Annotated in this window: 19 protein-coding genes; 7 read left to right on the top strand and 12 right to left on the bottom strand. The window is 53.0% G+C overall.

The annotated features are described in order from the left end of the window. Positions 1-1,181, bottom strand: a 1,181-nt coding sequence (locus QLG09_RS20915) for a CynX/NimT family MFS transporter (RefSeq protein WP_282489353.1), incomplete at its 3' end; no start/stop codon positions are given. Between the two features lie 99 nt (positions 1,182-1,280). Between QLG09_RS20915 and QLG09_RS20910 the strand changes: the two genes are divergently transcribed. Then, entirely contained in the window at positions 1,281-2,072 is a 792-nt protein-coding gene (locus tag QLG09_RS20910; protein WP_014169632.1) for a helix-turn-helix transcriptional regulator, read from the top strand. Here the strand turns inward: QLG09_RS20910 and QLG09_RS20905 are convergent. Further along, a complete protein-coding gene (locus QLG09_RS20905; RefSeq protein WP_014169633.1) occupies positions 2,056-2,502 on the bottom strand; it encodes a DUF441 domain-containing protein in 447 nt (148 codons plus the stop codon). The two genes, QLG09_RS20910 and QLG09_RS20905, sit on opposite strands and share 17 nt — an antisense overlap. Before the next feature lie 145 nt (positions 2,503-2,647). On the opposite strand from QLG09_RS20905, the gene yoaI reads away from it, so the two are divergent. Next, positions 2,648-2,752, top strand: a complete 105-nt coding sequence (yoaI, locus tag QLG09_RS20900) for a small membrane protein YoaI (RefSeq protein WP_231106641.1) — start codon at positions 2,648-2,650, stop codon at positions 2,750-2,752. A gap of 20 nt (positions 2,753-2,772) precedes the next feature. On the opposite strand, the gene QLG09_RS20895 is transcribed toward yoaI, so the two are convergent. From QLG09_RS20895 to yeaG, 4 genes are all read right to left on the bottom strand, one after another. Further along, positions 2,773-3,273, bottom strand: a complete 501-nt coding sequence (locus QLG09_RS20895) for a YbaK/prolyl-tRNA synthetase associated domain-containing protein (protein WP_014169635.1) — start codon at positions 3,271-3,273, stop codon at positions 2,773-2,775. 252 nt (positions 3,274-3,525) lie between these two features. Beyond that, positions 3,526-4,629 carry a glycosyltransferase family 9 protein gene (locus QLG09_RS20890; protein ID WP_049022944.1) on the bottom strand — a complete coding sequence of 368 codons (1,104 nt, stop codon included), beginning with the start codon at positions 4,627-4,629 and terminating at the stop codon, positions 3,526-3,528. 640 nt (positions 4,630-5,269) lie between these two features. Then, positions 5,270-6,550: a YeaH/YhbH family protein gene (locus tag QLG09_RS20885; protein WP_049022945.1), complete on the bottom strand. Its 1,281-nt coding sequence runs from the start codon at positions 6,548-6,550 to the stop codon at positions 5,270-5,272. Between the two features lie 99 nt (positions 6,551-6,649). Further along, entirely contained in the window at positions 6,650-8,584 is a 1,935-nt protein-coding gene (gene yeaG, locus QLG09_RS20880) for a protein kinase YeaG (protein ID WP_014169637.1), read from the bottom strand. A 432-nt stretch (positions 8,585-9,016) separates the two neighbouring features. Here yeaG and QLG09_RS20875 point away from each other — a divergent pair, with 432 nt between their 5' ends. Both QLG09_RS20875 and QLG09_RS20870 read left to right on the top strand, forming a co-directional pair. Further along, entirely contained in the window at positions 9,017-9,766 is a 750-nt protein-coding gene (locus QLG09_RS20875) for a MipA/OmpV family protein (RefSeq protein ID WP_014169638.1), read from the top strand. A 91-nt stretch (positions 9,767-9,857) separates the two neighbouring features. Further along, positions 9,858-10,712, top strand: coding sequence for an aldo/keto reductase (locus tag QLG09_RS20870; RefSeq protein ID WP_041162542.1), 855 nt, complete (start codon positions 9,858-9,860; stop codon positions 10,710-10,712). 47 nt (positions 10,713-10,759) lie between these two features. Here QLG09_RS20870 and QLG09_RS20865 read toward each other — a convergent pair whose 3' ends face one another. Further along, positions 10,760-11,644 carry a D-hexose-6-phosphate mutarotase gene (locus QLG09_RS20865; RefSeq protein WP_014169640.1) on the bottom strand — a complete coding sequence of 295 codons (885 nt, stop codon included), beginning with the start codon at positions 11,642-11,644 and terminating at the stop codon, positions 10,760-10,762. A gap of 74 nt (positions 11,645-11,718) precedes the next feature. Then, positions 11,719-12,714, bottom strand: a complete 996-nt coding sequence (gene gapA, locus QLG09_RS20860) for a glyceraldehyde-3-phosphate dehydrogenase (RefSeq protein ID WP_020884442.1) — start codon at positions 12,712-12,714, stop codon at positions 11,719-11,721. Positions 12,715-13,055: 341 nt separating this feature from the next. Here gapA and msrB point away from each other — a divergent pair, with 341 nt between their 5' ends. Together msrB and QLG09_RS20850 are read left to right on the top strand one after the other, a co-directional pair. Further along, on the top strand, positions 13,056-13,469 hold the full coding sequence (gene msrB / locus QLG09_RS20855) for a peptide-methionine (R)-S-oxide reductase MsrB (RefSeq protein WP_020884441.1): 414 nt from the start codon (positions 13,056-13,058) through the stop codon (positions 13,467-13,469). Between the two features lie 41 nt (positions 13,470-13,510). Next, complete coding sequence (locus QLG09_RS20850) at positions 13,511-13,789, top strand: YeaC family protein (RefSeq protein ID WP_014169643.1); 279 nt, start codon at positions 13,511-13,513, stop codon at positions 13,787-13,789. A 55-nt stretch (positions 13,790-13,844) separates the two neighbouring features. On the opposite strand, the gene QLG09_RS20845 is transcribed toward QLG09_RS20850, so the two are convergent. From QLG09_RS20845 to sppA, 4 genes are all read right to left on the bottom strand, one after another. Then, positions 13,845-15,104 carry a glycoside hydrolase family 18 protein gene (locus QLG09_RS20845; RefSeq protein WP_282489349.1) on the bottom strand — a complete coding sequence of 420 codons (1,260 nt, stop codon included), beginning with the start codon at positions 15,102-15,104 and terminating at the stop codon, positions 13,845-13,847. A gap of 170 nt (positions 15,105-15,274) precedes the next feature. Continuing rightward, positions 15,275-15,916, bottom strand: a complete 642-nt coding sequence (gene pncA / locus QLG09_RS20840; protein ID WP_020884439.1) for a bifunctional nicotinamidase/pyrazinamidase — start codon at positions 15,914-15,916, stop codon at positions 15,275-15,277. Positions 15,917-15,963: 47 nt separating this feature from the next. Further along, complete coding sequence (gene ansA / locus QLG09_RS20835) at positions 15,964-16,980, bottom strand: asparaginase (protein ID WP_049023006.1); 1,017 nt, start codon at positions 16,978-16,980, stop codon at positions 15,964-15,966. A gap of 63 nt (positions 16,981-17,043) precedes the next feature. After that, positions 17,044-18,900 carry a signal peptide peptidase SppA gene (gene sppA / locus QLG09_RS20830; protein ID WP_049023007.1) on the bottom strand — a complete coding sequence of 619 codons (1,857 nt, stop codon included), beginning with the start codon at positions 18,898-18,900 and terminating at the stop codon, positions 17,044-17,046. A gap of 167 nt (positions 18,901-19,067) precedes the next feature. Here sppA and QLG09_RS20825 point away from each other — a divergent pair, with 167 nt between their 5' ends. Further along, entirely contained in the window at positions 19,068-19,619 is a 552-nt protein-coding gene (locus tag QLG09_RS20825) for an NAD(P)H nitroreductase (RefSeq protein ID WP_014169648.1), read from the top strand. Positions 19,620-19,700 lie beyond the last annotated feature (81 nt).

Raw genomic sequence — 19,700 nt, 5'->3', positions numbered from 1 at the left:
GGCGTGACCTCCCGGTCACGCCCGGCAAGCATACCACAAACGGCCATGATCACGGCGGCCAGTGCACAGGCCAGAAGCGGATACCGCCAGTCACCGGCAGCATCGTGAATTTTGCCCATCAACGGCGGGCCACAGGCGGCCAGCAGATAGCCAACCGACTGTGCCATGCCGGACAAGGCCGCGGCCTGATGGGCAGAGCTGGCGCGCAGCCCGATGAAGGTCAGGCCAAGGATCATCGTTGCCCCGGTACCAAAACCAAAAACCAGCGTCCACATGACCGCCATTCCCGGCGCAAACCACAATCCTGCTGCGCTTATCGCGCACAACAGCGCCACGATGCCGGCGATTGCTCGCTGATCCTTCAGACGATGGAGGATTAGCGGGACAGCGAGACCCGGCACGGCGGTGGCCAGCTGTAAGAGTCCGTGCACAGAACCCGCCTGGGCTTCGCTATACCCGTGGCTGAGCAGGATCGCCGGTAGCCAGCCGATGATGACATAGTAAATCAGCGAGTTGATCCCCAGAAAAAGGGTGACCTGCCAGGCGAGGGCAGAGCGCCAGATGGCGCGGTTATGTAACGCGCCTGCACCGGTCACCGTCGCAACGTGTTTCTGACGCCACTGTGGCAGCCAGAGCAGTAACGCCGCCAGCGGAAAGGCCATCAGCATTAGCAGGGCGCCATGCCAGCCGGCTTCCCCCTGCGCCAGCGGAACAATCAGTGCGGAGCCTAACGCCGCGGAGATCCCCATCGTCAGGGAATACGCGCCGGTGAGTCTGGCAACCTGTCCCGGGAAGTCACGTTTAATTAACCCAGGCAACAGCACATTGCCCAGTGCGATACCGCAGCCAATCACCGCCGTACCGATGAAAAGTAGGGGGGCGGAAGGCAGGGAGCGCACAGCAATGCCGACGCAAATCAGCAGCAGGGCGATAAACAGGCTGCGCTCCATGCCGATACGCCGGGCAACACCTGCGGCGAGCGGGGAGATAAGGGCGAAAGCCAGCAGAGGCAGGGTGGTCAGCAGACCGGTTTGCGCTGTACTCAAGCCATAATCGAGACGAATGGTATCGAGCAGCGGTGCTGCTCCGGTAAAGGTGACGCGAAGCGTAGTGGCAATCATCAGGATACCTGCGATCAGCAGCGCGCCTTTTTTTCCCGAAACCCGAATTGCAGTAGTCATTGTGTTCTCATACGTTCAAGCGAGCGCACACCATACCGATTTTCTCCACGGTTGAAATCAGGCTAAAATGACAGTTTATCGCTAATATCGGACAACCTGATGATTGGTCTCGGACTGGACGGCTACGATCCCGATAGCCAGCATGATGCGGCTGTCGCGTTTCGCATCCGCGTGGTGGCGCAGGAACAATACATTCCGCGACACCAACACCGTAAGGGACAGCTGATTCTGGCGCTGGGGGGCGCCATCACCTGTGAAGTGGAAAACGCCATGCTGATGGTACCGCCCCAGTATGCCGTGTGGATCCCTGGCCAGATGCCGCACAGCAATAAGGCCACGCCGGGTGCGCAGCTTTGCTTTTTGTTTATTGAACCCGGAGCGGTAAGTTTGCCCGATCGCTGCTGCACCCTGAAGATCTCCCCTCTGGTGCGGGAACTGATCTTATCGCTGGCGGAAAAATCACGTGAAGCGCTTTCGCTTGCTGCCACATCGCGTCTGGTGGATGTTCTCTTTGACGAGCTACCGCTGCAGCGTCAGGAACATTTGCAACTGCCCGTTTCGCCTCATCCAAAAATCCGGCTGATGAGCGAGAAGATGGCGGAAGAGCCTGCTGCCTGGCAGACTCTGGCGCAATGGGCGAGCCACTTCGCCATGAGTGAGCGCAATCTGGCGCGCCTGGTGGTGAAAGAAACGGGCCTGAGCTTTCGCCGCTGGCGGCATCAGCTGCAGCTTATTGTGGCGTTACAGCTGTTGATTGGGGGAAAGTCGGTACAGCAGGTGGCACAGTCGCTGGGGTACGACTCCACCACCGCGTTTATCACGATGTTTAAGAAGGGGCTGGGGCAGACGCCAGCGCGGTATATAGCCAGCCTGACTATGACTTCCCGATAAACAGTGAGACCAGCCCGGCCGCAATCAGCGGGCCCACCGGAACGCCACGAAAGAGCGCCACACCGAGCACGGTTCCCACCAGCAGACCGGCCACCAGCGAGGGCTGGCTGCTCATCAGCGTAACGCCACGCCCGCCCAGCCACGAGACAAAAACGCCTACCGCTATCGCTATCAGCGATTTCCAGTTTACAAACGAGTGCAGCAGCGTCGAGGCAGGCAGCGTACCGCTGGCGATAGGTGCCATCACCCCAATGGTCAGAATGATGATCCCGATGGTGAGACCTTGTTTTTCTATCCACGGGAAAAAGGTGTTTAACGGGGTCACGCGCACAATGATCAACACCAGAATTGAGATAGCGACGGTGGTGTTATGGCTGACAAAGCCAAGCGCAGCGAGGGCCAGAAGAATGAGCAGAGTCGGGTCAAACATAAGGAATCCTTGCCAAAAGAGTAAGCCTGCTTACTTTACGCGGAAACACGGCTGAAGACAGTTTTTAAAAAGATTTTACTGCTGTCATAACCCTGTCATTTACGGGGGATAAAACAGGGGCAGGCATCGAAAAAGGGTCGCAAAAATGTACGATCACATGTTTACCGAAACGCTGATCATCTCTTCATCGTTTTTCGCTGTTGCCATTATCCTGGTCGCGTCAGTTATTTTTCTGGAAAAAAAAGGCTGACGGGATGCCAGCCTACACGATTACGCTTTATGGAACGTCACCAGCTCAGGACGGGCGATACGCAAATAATCTTGCGTATCCATAATCACGGATTTTTCCAGCAGACCGGCGTTAAACGCGATTTCATCGAAACGCTCGAACAGGAGCGGGTCGGCCACCAGTGCCAGATCGGGATGGAAGCTAAAAGGCGGAATGGCGCCAAAAACGCAGGCGGTCAGGGTATCGACTTCGGCAGGGCTTGCGAGAGACGCTTTTATCCCCCCAAAATGGCTGGCAAGCTGGCTTAAATCGGCCTGCAGATCGGCGGCGAGGATCGCCAGAACGTGTTTTTTTACGCCGTTTCCCTTCACCTTACAGACCAGTGCTTTTGCCCCTTGCCCCAGATCGGTTCCGCGGATCTCACTCACCGCTTCGCATTTCCCCACGGCGTCATGCTCCATGACGCGAAATCGTGCGCCCTGCTGGGTTAACAACGTAATGAGTTGCTGGTGGGTTGTTGTTCCCTTAACGTCATCAGACATAGCGATTTACCTGTTAAATACCAATACGCAGCGTTTAACCTTAGCACAGAATATTTCGCCGTTGGTATAGACGTTGCTGTTGGGCGATTGTTTTTCCCGCTGATTAGTGTCGGCATCAGAAGAGATTATATCCAGCTGCAATTTGCAGGTGAGATCGGAGAAAGATTTAAAAACGCTTAACAGGCATGAAGCTTCTCAGGTTTCATAAAGTGAAGGTCCTGAGAAGCGAGAAAAGTTACAAATGTGATTTCTTTATCTCGAACTATTATCGGCGATACTCTTCAATTGTTCGTCAATAATATTCAGTATAGGCCGAACATCAGTATCCATCACGCGGCGCTCTTTCAATCTAACCTGGATAGCTGATTCATAGTTTGGTCCCCAGACATCAGCATTATCTGCCTGAGCGACAAGCATTTTAAATGGATAGAGGCAAATTAGTTTTTTCTTAAATGCTCTGGATACATGCACGAATGATGTATCTGGAGAAATCACGAGTGCACTCTCTTTTATGATTTGTGCAGCCGAAAAGAATGAGGGCAATGAGCTCTTAGTGACATGATCTGCATCGGGAATAGGCTTTATTTTATGTTGTTCGCCAAGAATGATTAAGTGAAAAGTATCTTTATATTTAGCCATGTGACTGGTAATGGCCTCAATCTGCGCTGTTGAGAAGAAACGTTCACTAACACTGCCGTAAGGAATGAACGCAACCGTTTTTTTATCACTGGTTTTCTTAAGAAAATCCTTTGCTTTTTGTACATCGTCGTCAGGTATGATCACAGTGTAATCATAGTTCTGTGCCGATATCCCCAGATGCTTCAGGAAATCAATGTATCTTGTGCTTATATGTGACAAAGGGCAGCTAATGTTAATTACTTCGTCATAGATACGATACTTCCTGGTAAAACCGATTGTTTTGTGTGGTTTTATTAGTCTGATTAAATTAAATGTTTCGACATTTGAATGAGTTATTTCATGCGAGTCAACAAATACAAAAGGTGGAAGTTCCCTTAACACCTTGATTAGCATCTTTTTGTTGTTAGGTTCATAAAAGTAAAGAGCTTCTAAATTGTGCCATTCTTTAAAGAGAAAGTGCGTCCTTTTATCTGCAATAACAGAGACCTGAAAATTGTTTCTTACCAGAGTCTCAATCACACCACCAATGACAATAGCATCACCAATCCCTTTACCAATGAAGGGGATAATCAGATGGTTTGTGCCCGACCCATGTCTCGTTCGAGAAGTACGCCCCTGAGCGGCAATCATACTCAATAAGTTAAGTTTTAACTTAAGTTTGATCCTTTTCAAAAAATAGTTTTTAGATCTGTTTGCTTTTTTTATCCATCGAAACATTAAAGACTCCTTGAATACTTATCTGGTGTTAGTTAGCGTGGTACCAATTTCTTTTCATTTTGGCTAAAAGTCAGCGCGACATCCATAAAAATAGTATATGCATTCCCATCCACGAGGAGGCTCTCCACCCGTATATTACCTGTAGGGATTGCTACCAGTCAGTACTGCGAGGTAGGCCACCTGTGTGTCAGTAAACTCTGGCGCGCCCTGGAGTTGGGTAAGTTCTTCTGCCGTCGGTGGAGAAATATTTTCAATGACTGCATAACGCATCTGTGAAAAGGCCCTACGGGGCTTAACGCTTAAAATTATGTGTAAATGGCCGCGAGTTGATGACTCTAACACTGGAGGTAAGGTGGATTCAATGTTCGGTTTTGGTAGGTCAGCAATACGTTCCTGCTTTGGGCAATTTTTATGCGCCGGTTGTTCTTCCTTCTCCGGATATGCTTATCCTTAGTTTATCGTATAGCTTATCCAACAAACATATAACCCTGGTAGGGGTATGCCAATATCGGAAGAAAGAATTTTAGTCAAACATGGGATTGTTGAGGTATTAAATAATCCGCTTGCCCTTTACAGGCAAATTACCCTGAAAGCCAAAAGATCAGCCAGTTAGTATAAATAACTGGCTGATTAATGATGATTAACTTGTTGTTGAACTTTGTTTATGGAACAGTTCCCTGAACACCGGATAGATATCATCCTGATCGCGGATATGCTGCATGGCAAAGTTATCGAACATCGATTGCAGATGTTCATACTCACGCCACAGCGTCTGGTGAGCACGGCGGGTAATTTCGATATAGCTGTAGTAACGCACCACCGGCAGAATTTTCTTCGCCAGAATATCGTGACACAGCGGGGAGTCATCTGCCCAGTTATCGCCATCTGATGCCTGCGCGGCATAGATGTTCCACTGCGCCGGGTCGTAACGCTCTTTCACCACTTCATCCATCAGTTTCAGAGCGCTCGACACGATGGTGCCACCGGTCTCCTGCGAGTAGAAGAACTCATGTTCATCCACCTCTTTCGCCTGAGTGTGGTGGCGAATATAGACCACTTCCACGTTCTTATAGGTTCTGCTCAGGAACAGATAGAGCAGGATATAAAAACGCTTCGCCATATCCTTGGTGGCCTGGTCCATCGAACCGGAGACATCCATCAGACAGAACATGACCGCCTGGCTCGACGGTTCGGGGCGTTTTTCGTAATTCTTGTAGCGCAGGTCGAAGGTGTCGATAAACGGTACCCGGTCTATTTTAGCCCGGAGTTCGGCTATCTCTTTGCGCAGGCGTTCCTCTTCCAGCAGTTGCGCCGGTTCAGTATTTTCCACCACCTTCAGGCTGCTCTCCAGCTCGCGGAGTTCGCGCCGTTTACCTGCCGTCATGGCCGTGCGTCGCGCCAGAGAGTTCTGCAGCGAACGGACCACGCTGATGTTAGCGGGCACGCCGTTTGCGGTATATCCCGCGCGATGGGTTTTGTACTCGTTAAGCTGACGATGCTGGTTCTTTTTCAGATTCGGCAGCGCCAGATCCTCAAACAGCAGGTCGAGATACTCATCTTTTGAAATCTGGAAGACAAACTCATCCTGTCCTTCACCGTCCTGGCTGGCCTGTCCCTGACCGCTTCCTGAACCGCCCCCGCCTCCTTGCGGGCGCTCGATTCTGTCGTTCTGCACGAAGTGGTCATTACCTGGGTGTACGCGATGGCGCAGGCCGCCACGTCCCTGATGAAACATCGGTTCGCTGATGTCATCGGTGGGGATGGAGACAGATTCGCCGCTGTCGACGTCGGTCACCGAGCGTTTGTTGATGGCCTCGGAGATCGACTGTTTAATTTGCGCTTTATAACGGCGCAAGAAGCGCTGGCGATTTACCGTGCTCTTGTTTTTGCCGTTAAGACGACGGTCAATAAACCAGGTCATATATCCCCCGTACTGCATTTGCCAACTTGCAGTGTCCGGACGTGCCGGACATTTTTGTAGCCCGGCAGGCGTATGCGCTACCGGGCACTTGTACTTGTATTAAGACGATTTACGTACGCGCAGATACCATTCGCAGAGCAGGCGAACCTGTTTGCGGGTGTAGCCTTTCTCCATCATACGGTCGACAAAATCGTCGTGCTTTTTCTGCTCATCGGTTGACGTTTTGGTGTTAAACGAAATCACCGGCAACAGCTCTTCGGTATTGGAGAACATTTTCTTCTCGATTACCGTGCGCAGTTTCTCGTAGCTGGTCCAGTTCGGATTACGTCCGTTGTTATGCGCTCTGGCGCGCAGGACGAAGTTCACAATCTCGTTACGGAAGTCTTTCGGGTTACTGATCCCGGCCGGCTTCTCGATTTTTTCCAGCTCTGCGTTCAGGGATTCCCGATCGAACAGCTGGCCGGTATCCGGGTCGCGGTACTCCTGATCCTGGATCCAGAAGTCAGCATAGGTGACATAACGGTCAAAAATGTTCTGCCCGTACTCTGAATAAGACTCCAGGTAGGCGGTCTGGATCTCTTTGCCGATGAACTCCGCATATTTCGGGATCAGGTAGCCTTTCAGAAACTCAAGGTAGCGTTCAGCCTGTTCCTGCGGGAACTGCTCGCGTTCAATTTGCTGCTCCAGCACATAGAACAGATGAACCGGGTTCGCCGCCACTTCCGCATGGTCGAAGTTAAACACGCGGGAGAGGATCTTAAAGGCGAAACGCGTGGACAGACCGTTCATCCCTTCGTCCACACCGGCGTAGTCGCGGTACTCCTGATAAGACTTCGCTTTCGGGTCGGTATCTTTCAGGCTTTCCCCGTCATACACGCGCATTTTCGAGTAGATGCTGGAGTTTTCCGGCTCTTTCAGGCGCGAGAGAATGGAGAAGCGTGACAGCGTTTCCAGGGTGCCTGGTGCGCAAGGTGCGTGTACCAGCTCACTGTGGTTAAGCAGTTTCTCGTAAATTTTGATCTCTTCGGAGATCCGCAGGCAATAAGGCACTTTGACGATGTAGACACGGTCAAGGAATGCCTCATTGTTTTTGTTATTACGGAAGGAGACCCACTCAGATTCGTTTGAGTGCGCGAGGATAATGCCGTTAAACGGCAGGGCGGAAATACCTTCCGTACCGTTGTAGTTCCCTTCCTGGGTGGCCGTCAGCAGCGGATGCAGCACTTTAATCGGTGCTTTAAACATCTCGACGAACTCCATAATCCCCTGGTTGGCGCGGCACAGCGCACCCGAGTAACCGTAGGCATCCGGGTCGTTTTGCGCGTAGTTTTCCAGCTTACGAATATCGACTTTACCCACCAGAGCGGAGATATCCTGGTTGTTCTCATCACCCGGTTCAGTTTTGGCGATAGCAATCTGTTCCAGAATGGATGGCCACACCTTGACGACGCGGAATTTGGTGATATCCCCACCAAACTCGTGCAGGCGTTTTGCCGCCCAAGGCGACATGATGGTGCCAAGATAGCGCCGCGGAATACCAAACTCTTTATCCAGAATTTGCGCATCTTCCTGCGGATTAAACAGGCACAGCGGATGGTCATTCACCGGGCTGCGTTCACCGTTAGCGCTCAGCACATAGATAGGGACGCGCTGCATCAGTGATTTCAGACGTTCAGCCAGTGATGATTTACCCCCACCCACAGGGCCGAGTAAATAAAGGATCTGTTTCTTCTCTTCCAGACCCTGGGCGGCATGCTTCAGGTAGGAGACAATCTGTTCGATGGCATCTTCCATACCATAGAACTCTTCAAACGCCGGGTAGCGGGCGACCACCCGATTCGAAAAGAGACGGGAAAGCCGAGGTTCCAGGGCAGTATCAACCATGTTTGGCTCACCAATAGCCATTAATAGCCGTTCTGCCGCATTGGCATAGGCACTGCGATCTTGCCGACAAATGGTAAGAAACTCCTGCAGTGTGAACTCTTCGTCCTTGGCAGCTTCATAACGCTGGCGATAGTGATCGAATATATTCATGGCATGCCGTCCTTTCGTTTTTTAGCACAGGATAAGAGCCGTTCGTATGAGTAGTGGAGGCTCCCGGAAGAGAATCTCTCGCACCTCACTGCCAGAGCAGCAACCTGTGTGCCAGGTCAGACGCTAAGAACCGCAGGGTGTTCAGAAAAAACTCTTCTTAATTTAAAGCGTAGATGGCATTTGCAAAACTTGCATGCCGATAAAATCTAATTTCAATGACATATCAATAACTCATCCAAAAATTTCCCCTGCTGTTTTAGGGTAAAAGCACGTTTTTCATTCAGTAGTCATATAAATGAAAGCAGGCTGTCACCTGAAAAGTTGAAAATAACGGGTTAATCAGACTGATTAGCAGGCAAAAAATTTTGGGATGTACGACAATGGCGGTTAAACTTCTCTCGCTGATTATTTGACTACAGGAAAGAATGGATTGTGACCAAACTCAAACTTCTGGCATTGGGCGTACTTGCCGCAACCGCTGTTAGCACCGCACAGGCGGCGGAAAGTCAGTGGACTGTTGGCGCGGGCGTTGGCGTGATTAACAGCCCATACAAACAGTATGATCGTGATGTTTATCCAGTTCCGGTTGTCACCTATGAAGGCGATAACTTCTGGTTCCGCGGTCTGGGCGGTGGCTACTATCTCTGGAATGATACGGCCGACAAGCTCTCCATCATGGCTTACTACGATCCGACGCACTTCAAGCCGGGTGACAGCGACAGCCATGCGCTTCGCCAGCTCGACAAACGTAAGAGCACCATGATGGCGGGACTCTCTTATGTGCATAACACCGAATATGGCTTCCTGCGTACCGCGCTTGCGGGGGATACGCTGGATAACAGCAATGGTTTTATCTGGGATCTGGCCTGGCTCTATCGCTACACCAACGGTGCGTTAACGCTAACCCCGGGTATCGGTGTGCAATATAACAGTGAGAATTACAACGACTACTACTATGGTGTTTCTAAGAACGAATCCCGTCGTAGCGGTCTGAAGAGCTACAGTGCGGACGACGGCTGGGATCCGTACCTTGAGCTGACGGCGAGCTATAACTTCCTCGGCGACTGGAACGTCTACGGTACCGGGCGCTATGAGCGTCTGAGCGATGAAGTGAAAGACAGCCCGATGGTTGATAAGTCCTGGGCGGGCATATTCTCAGTCGGTGTGTCCTACAAGTTCTGATTGTGCATTAAAACAGTGCAGTCATTGCATCAAAACGGGGCGCTTGCGCCCCGTTTGCATTGGTGTGGTGCAACGAAAAAGAGGGGATGATATGAGCGTAAAAACCGTGACCTTTTCCGCAGGGCGTCCACTTCCGGCTATTGGACAGGGTACCTGGTATATGGGAGAAAAAGCCAGCCAGCGTAAATCCGAAGTGAATGCACTGCGGGCGGGCATTGATCTGGGGTTAACGTTAATTGATACCGCTGAAATGTATGCCGAAGGCGGAGCGGAAGAGGTGGTCGGGGAGGCCATTAAGGGCCAGCGCGACAACGTTTTTCTGGTATCAAAAGTCTACCCGTGGAACGCTGGCGGTCAGAAAGGCCAGGCGGCGTGTGATGCCAGTCTGCGACGTCTCGGGACAGACCATATTGATCTCTACCTTCTGCACTGGCGCGGTAACTATGGCCTGGATGAAACCATTACGCTGATGGAAAGACTCCAGCAGCAGGGAAAAATTGGCCGCTGGGGCGTCTCAAACCTGGATTATGAAGATATGCAGGCGCTGTGGCGTGAAGAGGGCGGTTCCGCCTGTGCCACTAATCAGGTGCTTTATCATCTGGCGTCACGGGGAATTGAATTTGATCTGCTTCCCTGGTGTCAGCAACAGGCGATGCCGGTGATGGCTTACTGCCCGCTGGCTCAGGCCGGGCGCCTGCGTTCGGGGCTGATGAACCATCCGGTCGTGAATGCCATCGCGCATAACCACCGCGCCACTGCCGCCCAAATTCTGCTGGCGTGGGTTATCCGCCATCAGGGTGTTATTGCCATACCGAAAGCGGCCTCGATTGAGCATGTTAACGCCAACGCTGGAGCGCTGGAGATAACCCTCACCGCGGAAGAACGTCACAAACTGGATAATGCTTTCCCGCCACCCACCCATAAACTCCCGCTGGATGTCGTTTAATCCTGACGCATGCCCCTCTCCTTTACAGGAAGAGGGGCAGAAGCGTATTAGCGCTTCACAATACTGATTGTCTGCCCTAAGCGAGACGGTTTTTCTTCGCTGGTTTTTTGTGGCGCAGTGACGCACGCCGTTTCCACACAGACGAACGTTTTGTAACCGTCATCAGGCACGTCGGCCATACTGACAGAAAGTGCCGGGCCTGGGTTCCAGCCCACCACGTTGCTGTGATGGTGGTGTACCACTTCGATACCACGGTTCAGGGCGCTGTCGTGGATCACGTTGCACGCTTCCGGATGCAGGTAAACGCGGTCAGTACGGTCCGGGAACGTCTGAATGCCGTCGCTCAGTTTTCCTTCTTTCGCGTTATCCACTTTGTCGATAAAGGTATCGCCAAGGCCGCTCACCTTCACGGCGCTGATGTCGCCAACGTTGAAATAGGTGTGCAGGGCGGAGGTGGTTTCAAATTCACCGTGCGCTTCCAGTTCGATTTCGCAGGTTTTGCCCAGCTTGAAGCGTGCGTACAGGGTGAAATCGTGCGGCCACAGGGCACGGGTTTCCTCATTCGCCTGCAGCTCAAAGGTCAGTACCGCACCGTTATCGTCTTCATTGTGCGCTTTCAGCGTCCACTGCTGGTTACGGGCAAAACCGTGAGAGGGTAGGCCTTTCTCAGCGGAAGGACCAAACCATGGCCAGCAAATAGGCACGCCGCCGCGAATCGCATCCCCTTTTTTAAAGGAGGTCGCGTCGCTCAGCCACAGTGCTTCCGTTTCGCCTTCAGGTTTCCATGAGAGCAGGTGTGCGCCGTTCAGCGCCACGGAGGCTTTTACGCGCGGGTGGTCAACGACGATGATATCCGCACCATCAATCTGTCGGCGGGAGAGCACAGGGGTAAGTTGTTCGACTACCGGAAGTGCAAAAATTTTATTAATCATTAAGCAATCCTCTGTCTAAAAACAATAAAAAAGGCGACCGAAGTCGCCTTTTTGGATCAAGAACTCATCTCAACTTATTTGGAGATGTGAGCGATCAGGTCCAGTACTTTGTTAGAGTAGCCGGTTTCGTTGTCGTACCAGGAAACCAGTTTCACGAAGTTGTCGTTCAGTGCGATACCTGCTTTAGCATCGAACACGGAAGTGCACACTTCGCCGTTGAAATCGGTAGATACAACGTCGTCTTCGGTGTAGCCCAGAACGCCTTTCATTGCGCCTTCGGAAGCAGCTTTGATTGCTTTCTTAATTTCTTCATAAGAAGCAGCTTTTTCCAGACGAACGGTCAGGTCAACAACGGATACGTTAGGAGTTGGAACGCGGAACGCCATACCAGTCAGTTTGCCATTCAGTTCTGGCAGTACTTTACCTACAGCTTTAGCTGCACCGGTAGAGGATGGGATGATGTTCTGAGCCGCGCCACGGCCGCCACGCCAGTCTTTGTGAGACGGGCCGTCAACAGTTTTCTGAGTCGCGGTGGTCGCGTGAACGGTAGTCATCAGACCTTCGACGATGCCGAAGTTGTCGTTGATTACTTTAGCCAGCGGTGCCAGGCAGTTGGTGGTGCAGGATGCGTTAGAAACGATGTCCTGGCCAGCGTAAGTTTCGAAGTTTGCACCACGAACGAACATTGGGGTGTTGTCTTTAGAAGGACCGGTCAGAACAACTTTTTTCGCACCCGCGGTGATGTGTTTACGCGCAGTTTCGTCGGTCAGGAAGATACCGGTAGCTTCAGCTACAACATCAACACCGATTTCGTTCCATTTCAGGTTAGCTGGGTCTTTCTCAGCAGTAACGCGGATGGTTTTGCCATTAACAACCAGGTGGCCGTCTTTCACTTCAACGGTGCCGTCGAAACGACCGTGAGTTGAGTCGTACTTCAGCATGTACGCCATGTATTCAGCGTCCAGGAGATCGTTGATACCAACGATTTCGATGTCAGAACGTTTCTGAGCAGCACGGAAAACAATACGGCCGATACGGCCAAAACCGTTGATACCTACTTTGATAGTCATATATTCCACCAGCTATTTGTTAGTGAATAAAAGGTTGCCTGTAAAATTACAAAAACCTTACGCAGCGTCAAGCGGAATCGTGTCAATCATTGCGACAAATCAATCCTGTGACTAACGTTTGTGCGACTGACTCGCCTCACTTTCCCTTTGAGCTAGCAACCACATGGGGGCTGCGCGCGGCATTTTAAAGTCCTCGCAGGATAAAAATGTGAACATGATCACAATTGCCTGACCGCCTTTTCGCGACACATAAGTTTAGAACAAAAGTGCACGCAAGGGTGTTAATGTTTTGTTAGAATCCGGGTTAAAAGGTGTCTGTTTCTACAGCGAGATGTACGCATATGTCGAACCAACGTAACCCTGACGATTTGAAAAAAAACCTCACCGAAATGCAGTTTTACGTGACGCAAAATCACGGAACCGAACCGCCTTTTACTGGCCGTTTACTGCACAACAAGCGCGACGGTGTCTACCACTGTCTGGTATGTGACGCCCCGTTGTTCAATTCCCAAACGAAGTTCGATTCTGGCTGTGGCTGGCCAAGCTTTTATGAGCCGGTCAGCGACGATGCGATCCGCTACCTGAGCGACACGTCGCACGGCATGGTGCGAACTGAAATTCGTTGCGGAACCTGTGACGCCCACCTTGGACACGTCTTCCCGGATGGCCCTCAGCCGACGGGTGAGCGTTTCTGTGTGAATTCAGCGTCGATGAGCTTCACCGATGATGAAAACGGTGACCAGATCAAAGGTTGAAAAAACGATTCAGCAAATTATTCCTTTGAAAGGGAGAGATCGTGAATATTGATGACATGATTAGCGGTATGACGCCGGAGGTGTATCAGCGCCTGGTGACTGCTGTTGAACTGGGAAAATGGCCGGACGGTGTCGCGCTCACGCCGGAGCAAAAAGAGAACAGTCTGCAACTGGTGATGCTCTGGCAGGCGCGTAACAATACCGACGCGCAACACATGACTATCGACACTCAAGGCCAGATGGTGATGAAGAGCAAGCGCGAGCTGAAAGAGGACTTTGGTATCACGCCAAAGCCGATCGCGACGATAAAAATGCAGTAACGGTGGGGCGGCAGTCCTGCCAGCGCCCTCTCTCTGGAGAGAGGGCGTGCTTACCTTACTCTTTGGGTTTAATTCCCAGCGACTCCGCCAGCTGTTTCGCTAACTGGTTATTGTCATCCGCGCCGTACTCCCAGAACATCGCCCCGGCGAGACCTTTCTCCTTGATGTAATCCGCTTTGATGGCGACGGAACGCGGGTTCTCATAGGAAAGGGCAAACAGCGCCTTGCCGTCCGCCGCATTCACTGAAAGCCACGGCACTTGCGCCCGTTCGTCCCAGTGTTCGGTAAAACGCTTCTGCGGATCGTTTAAGAGCTTTTTCACAATATCGTTGTACTTCACATACGTATCTTTGGTCAGGTCGTAACCCAGTGACGCGAACAAGCCGGTTGCCTGAGGCCCAAAGTAGGGCTGGGTCACCGGATGGTTTTGCGCATCGGGTTTTGTCCAGTCAATACCGGGCTCCACGGCGCGTTTCGGCACGCGGCCGTAAAAACCAATCCCGAGGTTCATCTGCTGCGGCTTCAGCCCGGCCGCCAGATAGTTGTTCACCACAAAATCCACGCTGTATTTGTCTGCGGCGGCCACCGTTGGCCAGTCGCTGGAGTCATACAGATTGGCGTTGAAATACTGTGTGCCATACGCCATGTCGTAGGTCATCAGGTTGATGTAGTCGAGCAGCGGGGCAATGGCCTTAACATCCACCCAGCTTTTCGGACTTTCTGCATTTGCCCCCACCGCGATGGTGACCAGCTTTTTATGGCCGAAGGCGGCGCGCAATTCTTTCAGCAGTGCGGTGAAGTTATCGCGATCGGCTGGCGTGCTGGCCACCAGTCCCCATGCGCCATTTACCGGGTATTCCCAGTCAAGATCGATGCCGTCGAGTGCATATTTTTCGACAATCTCCTGGGCCGAGCGGATAAACACCGCACGGCTCTCTTGGGTCGCGGCTGCGCCGGAGAAGCCACGCGCACCCCATCCGCCAACGGAGAGCAGCACTTTCAGGTTTGGATTTTGCTTACGCAGCGTCGGGATTAGCGCCAGATCGGCGGCGACTTTTGGCGACAGCCAGATCTGATGAAGTTTCGCCGGATCTTTCAGTGCAGCATGGGTTTCGTCTTTCTCATCGTTATAGACCAGACCAAATGAGTAGTTCAGGTGGGTAATCTGACGAACGTCGAGCGTATTGATATCACCACCGGGACCGGCGGTGACATCGCCACCGCCATTAAAATATCCCACAGACATCAGGGGAGTGGCGGAAGCAACTGACGCGCAAAGCAGGGGTAATGCTGCCAGCAAAGGCAAACGTTTCATACAATTTCCTCTTTGACTTAACAAAAATAACCACGCCACGGAAAAGGCGTGGCGAAAAAACAGCCTGAAGAGAATAGCACTGCCGCTTCGCTGGTGATGCGAGGGAGTTCACTTTATGGGGAATGAGACGGGGCGTGCCGGGCAGCACTGTGGCTTGCCCGGCGAGAAGGTCAGGCGTGCGTTTCCAGCCAGTCTTCCAGGGTATACAGGGTGGCGCCTTCCGCGGCCATATCCATAAACGCCTGTGCGCTGTCCTGCGGTTGAATATTCACCCCGCGACAGCCATCGGTGATGACGCTGACGGTATAGCCTAGCTGGAGAGCGTCCAGCACGGTGAACTTCACGCAGTAATCCGTCGCCAGACCCAGCACAATCAGTTCGGTGATTTCGTGATGGCGTAACCACCCGTCCAGCGCCGTTTTCTGGCGATGCCCGTTATCAAAGAAGGCGCTGTAGCTGTCGATAGACGGGTTTTCCCCTTTATGAAACACCGCGTCGATGGCCTTCTGATTCAGCAGCGGATGCAGCTGCGCACCTTCCGTCTGTTGCACGCAGTGATCCGGCCAGAAGGTTTGTGCCAGGCCGTCAAGTTCACCCTGAGTGAAGGGCTCAACGCCGTGCTGGCTGGCAAAACTGCCGTGGTCAGCCGGGTGCCAGTCCTGGCTTGCGACAACTGCCTCACCCCGCGTTTTGCACCACTCAATCAGCGTATTCGCCACGTCTACGGTGCTGTCACCTTCAGCGACAGCCAGTGCGCCGCCCGCACAGAAATCATTTTGCAAATCGACCAGTAACAGGGCGCGTTGCGTCATGGTGTCTCCTTATTCGTCCGGCGTCAGTTCGCCGCGCAGGTTTTGCATCATTCGTCCGGCGTCAGTTCGCCGCGCAGGTTTTGCATCATCGCGCTGCGGATGGACTGAATGTCCAGATCCTGACTCAGTAAATAGTGAAGTTTAGTCAGCGTGGCTTCAACGGTCATATCGAATCCGCTGATAACGCCTGCATGCGCGAGGGCGTTACCGGTGGCGTAACCGCCCATGTTGACTTTACCGGACATGCATTGCGTCAGGTTAACCACCACGATCCCACGCTCGCTCGCTTCCTGCAGCTCTTTCAGGAACTCGCCGTTCTGCGGGGCATTGCCCACGCCGTAAGAGCGCAGGATCAGCGCTTTCACCGGCTGGCGCAGGAAGTTACGCACCACATCTGCAGAGATACCCGGGTAAATCGTTACCACGCCAATCGGTTGCGGCGTGATCGGATGAACAATCAGTTCGCCCGCCATGCTCGGCGCAGGCGGGGTGCCCAGACGACGAATATGGATGCCCGCCTCCAGCAGCGGCTGCAGGTTCGGTGAGGCGAAAGCGTCAAAGCCATCGGCGTGCGCCTTCGTGGTCCGGTTGCCGCGATACAGTCGGTTGTTGAAGAACAGCGACACTTCGTTAATCGGGTAATTCGCTGCCACATACAGGGAGTTGAGCAGGTTGATCTGCCCGTCAGAACGCAGCTCCGCCAGCGGAATTTGCGAGCCGGTGACGATGACGGGCTTGCCCAGATTCTCCAGCATGAAGGAGAGTGCCGAGGCGGTAAACGCCATCGTGTCGGTACCATGCAGGATCACAAAGCCGTCGTACTGGTCGTAATGGGCTTTAATGTCGTCCGCGATATGCTGCCAGTCTTCCGGCGTCATATCGGAGGAGTCCATCAGCGGCTCGTATTCGTGGATGGTGAAGTCAGGCATTTCCGGACGGTGGAATTCAGGCATCAGCGCGAGCTGGCGCTGAAGGTGGCCGGAGACCGGGATATAGCCATTTTCAGAGCGCTGCATACCGATGGTACCGCCAGTGTAGGCTACATAAATCGATTTCTTCTGCATGGTAGTGAGTTCTTGTTCTTCAAAAGAAAAAAATCCCCTCTTCACGGGAAGAGGGGACGGTGTTTAACGGACGTTTGCACAGGTCAGACAAAACGCGTAACGGCTTTGTGGATCGTTAAAGGCCGCCAGTTTGTCGCTTTCCGCTTTCATCGCTTTAGCCGCCGTCGCGACTGGCGCAGGCAGATACGCCTGCAGCGCCTCAGGCAGCATGGCACGCACGGAGCCGGACATGCTGTTCATCACCAGGTCAAAGAACGACGGCTCGTCCTGGTAATACTCAACATGCCACTGCTTGAGCTTCGCCAGTTCGGCGGCTTTCTTCACCGCGTCATCAAAGTCGCCCAGGCTGTCTACCAGACCATTATTCTTCGCATCCTGGCCGGTCCAGACGTGGCCCTGCGCAATGTCGTCGATCTGTTGCGGTGTCTTTTTACGGGACTCTGCCACCAGCGTAATAAAGCGCTTGTAGCCGTTCTCGATACTGAGCTGCATCATCTCAGAGACTTCAGACGGCAGCGATTTGGTGACCGACACATCCGCCAGCGGTGAAGTGGCAACGCCATCGGTATGGACGCCCAGATAATCCAGGCTGTTTTCCACGGTGTTAATCACCCCAAAGATGCCAATCGAGCCGGTCAGCGTGCTCGGGTTGGCGACGATGTAGTTAGCCGGGGTTGAAATCCAGTAACCGCCCGATGCCGCCATTCCACCCATCGATACCACTACCGGCTTGCCGGCTGCACGTGCCGCGGCAAGTTCAGCGCGGATCACTTCAGAAGCGCTGACACTGCCGCCAGGGCTGTTTACGCGCAGTACAATCGCCTTCACTTTCGGATCAAGGCGAGCATCACGGATTTGCGATGCGGTGGTATCACCGCCCACGTTACCCGGCGTTTCCTCGCCGTCCATGATGGCACCATTAGCAAAGACCACCGCGATGCTGTCACCGCTGTCATCCGGCTTTTTGGTCGCATAATCGTACATGCTGATAGCGCTGAAGTTTTTATCCTCTTTGCTCCAGCCAAACTGTTTGCTCAGTGATTTTTCGATATCCGCGCTGGTGCCCAGCGCATCGACCAGTTTGTTATCCAGCGCATATTTTGCGGTATCACCATCAACCTTGCGCAGGCCCTCCAGCACGCCCTGCGCGCCAGGGAACACCTGTTCAGCGGTTATCTGGCGGTTAGCGGCCACGGTGCTCAGATAGTTCTGCCACAGCTCACCAATCCAGCGGCTGTCCGCTTCACGGGCCGCAGGGGACATATCGTCACGAATAAACGGCTCCACGGCGGATTTATAGGTTCCGACGCGGAAGACGTGGGTGGTGACTTTCAGTTTGTCGAGCAGCGATTTGTAATACAGACCGTTAGTGGCAAAGCCATGCAGATCGACCGTACCCTGCGGGGAGAGCCAGATTTTATTGGCGAAGCTGGCCAGATAATACTGCCCCTGACTGTAGCTGTCCCCGACCGCAATCACCGGCTTGCCGCTGTCGCGGAATTCGCGCAGCGCTTTACCAATGTATTGCATTGAAGGCTGGTCGCCGCCGGCAAAATCTTTCAGATCCAGCACGATACCGGTAATGTTGCGGTCATCTTTTGCCTGACGAATGGTATCGACGATATCGAACAGGGAGTTTTCCTGAAGACGGTCTGATGTCGCGCCAAACAGCTGACGGCCAATAACGCCCAGACGATTGCTGGTGGACGGCTTATCGACGATGACGCCCGTGATATCAAGTAACAGCGCCCCGCGAGTCGAATGCTGCGCCTGATTTGCGTTGCTGATATGCATCCAGACGCCTGCGCAAACCAGAACCAGGAGGATGAAGAAGATATTCATCACCAGGTTGCGGACGAAGTTGAGCAGTCGCCACGTCCATTTAAAGAAACCGGCAATGATTCGCCAAAGGGTTCGCATGTATTCTCCCTAACCAGAAAATGACTGTTTCCGTCGCCACGGGACGGCAATGTGCGGTTATCGTAATGACCCAACCGTCACTTGTCAGCAGGAATCGCCTGCTACGCTGTAACAAAATCTGCCGCCGTGTTAATTTTGTGAGTAAATTTCAAGAAAGGAGTTAACCAATGGACGCACTTGAACTGCTTGTTAACCGCCGTAGCGCTTCACGTCTCACCGAGCCGGCGCCGGCAGGGGAGCAACTGGAGAATATTCTGCGTGCCGGCCTGCGTGCACCGGATCATGGTACGCTGCAGCCATGGCACTTCTTTGTGATTGAAGGTGAAGGCCGCGATCGTTTCAGTCAGATACTGGAGCAGGGAGCGGTTGCCGCAGGTCAGGATGAGAAGGGTATTGAGAAAGCCCGCAGTGCGCCATTCCGTGCGCCGATGATCATCGCTGTCGTGGCGAAATGTCAGGCCGACCACAAAGTGCCGGTCTGGGAGCAGGAGATGTCTGCAGGCTGTGCCGTCATGGCAATGCAAATGGCCGCCGTGGCGCAAGGGTTTAACGGTATCTGGCGCACAGGGCCGCTGACCAACAGCCAGCCGGTTCGCGACGGATTCGCCTGTGGCGAACATGATAAAATTGTCGGCTTCCTCTATCTCGGCACGCCTCAGCTTAAAGCCTCCGCCACCATTAATGTGCCGGACACCACGCCTTTCGTCAGCCGTTTCTGATAACGCGCGCTAAACTGTCTGGATTCTGAGCATCTGCCGCAGAATTCAGACAGTCATACTTACCTCTTTATGGAATGAGCG

This window comes from Enterobacter sp. V89_11 (assembly GCF_029967775.1).
Classification (GTDB): domain Bacteria; phylum Pseudomonadota; class Gammaproteobacteria; order Enterobacterales; family Enterobacteriaceae; genus Enterobacter; species Enterobacter ludwigii.
This window is presented reverse-complemented; position numbering and strand designations above follow the sequence as displayed.

Bases quoted from the DNA above. Each gene is read 5' to 3' on its own strand.
- QLG09_RS20910 (WP_014169632.1), top strand. From the start codon at position 1,281: ATGATTGGTCTCGGACTGGACGGCTACGATCCCGATAGCCAGCATGAT.
- QLG09_RS20905 (WP_014169633.1), bottom strand. From the start codon at position 2,502: ATGTTTGACCCGACTCTGCTCATTCTTCTGGCCCTCGCTGCGCTTGGC.
- yoaI (WP_231106641.1), top strand. From the start codon at position 2,648: ATGTACGATCACATGTTTACCGAAACGCTGATCATCTCTTCATCGTTT.
- QLG09_RS20895 (WP_014169635.1), bottom strand. From the start codon at position 3,273: ATGTCTGATGACGTTAAGGGAACAACAACCCACCAGCAACTCATTACG.
- QLG09_RS20890 (WP_049022944.1), bottom strand. From the start codon at position 4,629: ATGTTTCGATGGATAAAAAAAGCAAACAGATCTAAAAACTATTTTTTG.
- QLG09_RS20885 (WP_049022945.1), bottom strand. From the start codon at position 6,550: ATGACCTGGTTTATTGACCGTCGTCTTAACGGCAAAAACAAGAGCACG.
- yeaG (WP_014169637.1), bottom strand. From the start codon at position 8,584: ATGAATATATTCGATCACTATCGCCAGCGTTATGAAGCTGCCAAGGAC.
- QLG09_RS20870 (WP_041162542.1), top strand. From the start codon at position 9,858: ATGAGCGTAAAAACCGTGACCTTTTCCGCAGGGCGTCCACTTCCGGCT.
- QLG09_RS20865 (WP_014169640.1), bottom strand. From the start codon at position 11,644: ATGATTAATAAAATTTTTGCACTTCCGGTAGTCGAACAACTTACCCCT.
- gapA (WP_020884442.1), bottom strand. From the start codon at position 12,714: ATGACTATCAAAGTAGGTATCAACGGTTTTGGCCGTATCGGCCGTATT.
- msrB (WP_020884441.1), top strand. From the start codon at position 13,056: ATGTCGAACCAACGTAACCCTGACGATTTGAAAAAAAACCTCACCGAA.
- QLG09_RS20845 (WP_282489349.1), bottom strand. From the start codon at position 15,104: ATGAAACGTTTGCCTTTGCTGGCAGCATTACCCCTGCTTTGCGCGTCA.
- pncA (WP_020884439.1), bottom strand. From the start codon at position 15,916: ATGACGCAACGCGCCCTGTTACTGGTCGATTTGCAAAATGATTTCTGT.
- ansA (WP_049023006.1), bottom strand. From the start codon at position 16,980: ATGCAGAAGAAATCGATTTATGTAGCCTACACTGGCGGTACCATCGGT.
- sppA (WP_049023007.1), bottom strand. From the start codon at position 18,900: ATGCGAACCCTTTGGCGAATCATTGCCGGTTTCTTTAAATGGACGTGG.
- QLG09_RS20825 (WP_014169648.1), top strand. From the start codon at position 19,068: ATGGACGCACTTGAACTGCTTGTTAACCGCCGTAGCGCTTCACGTCTC.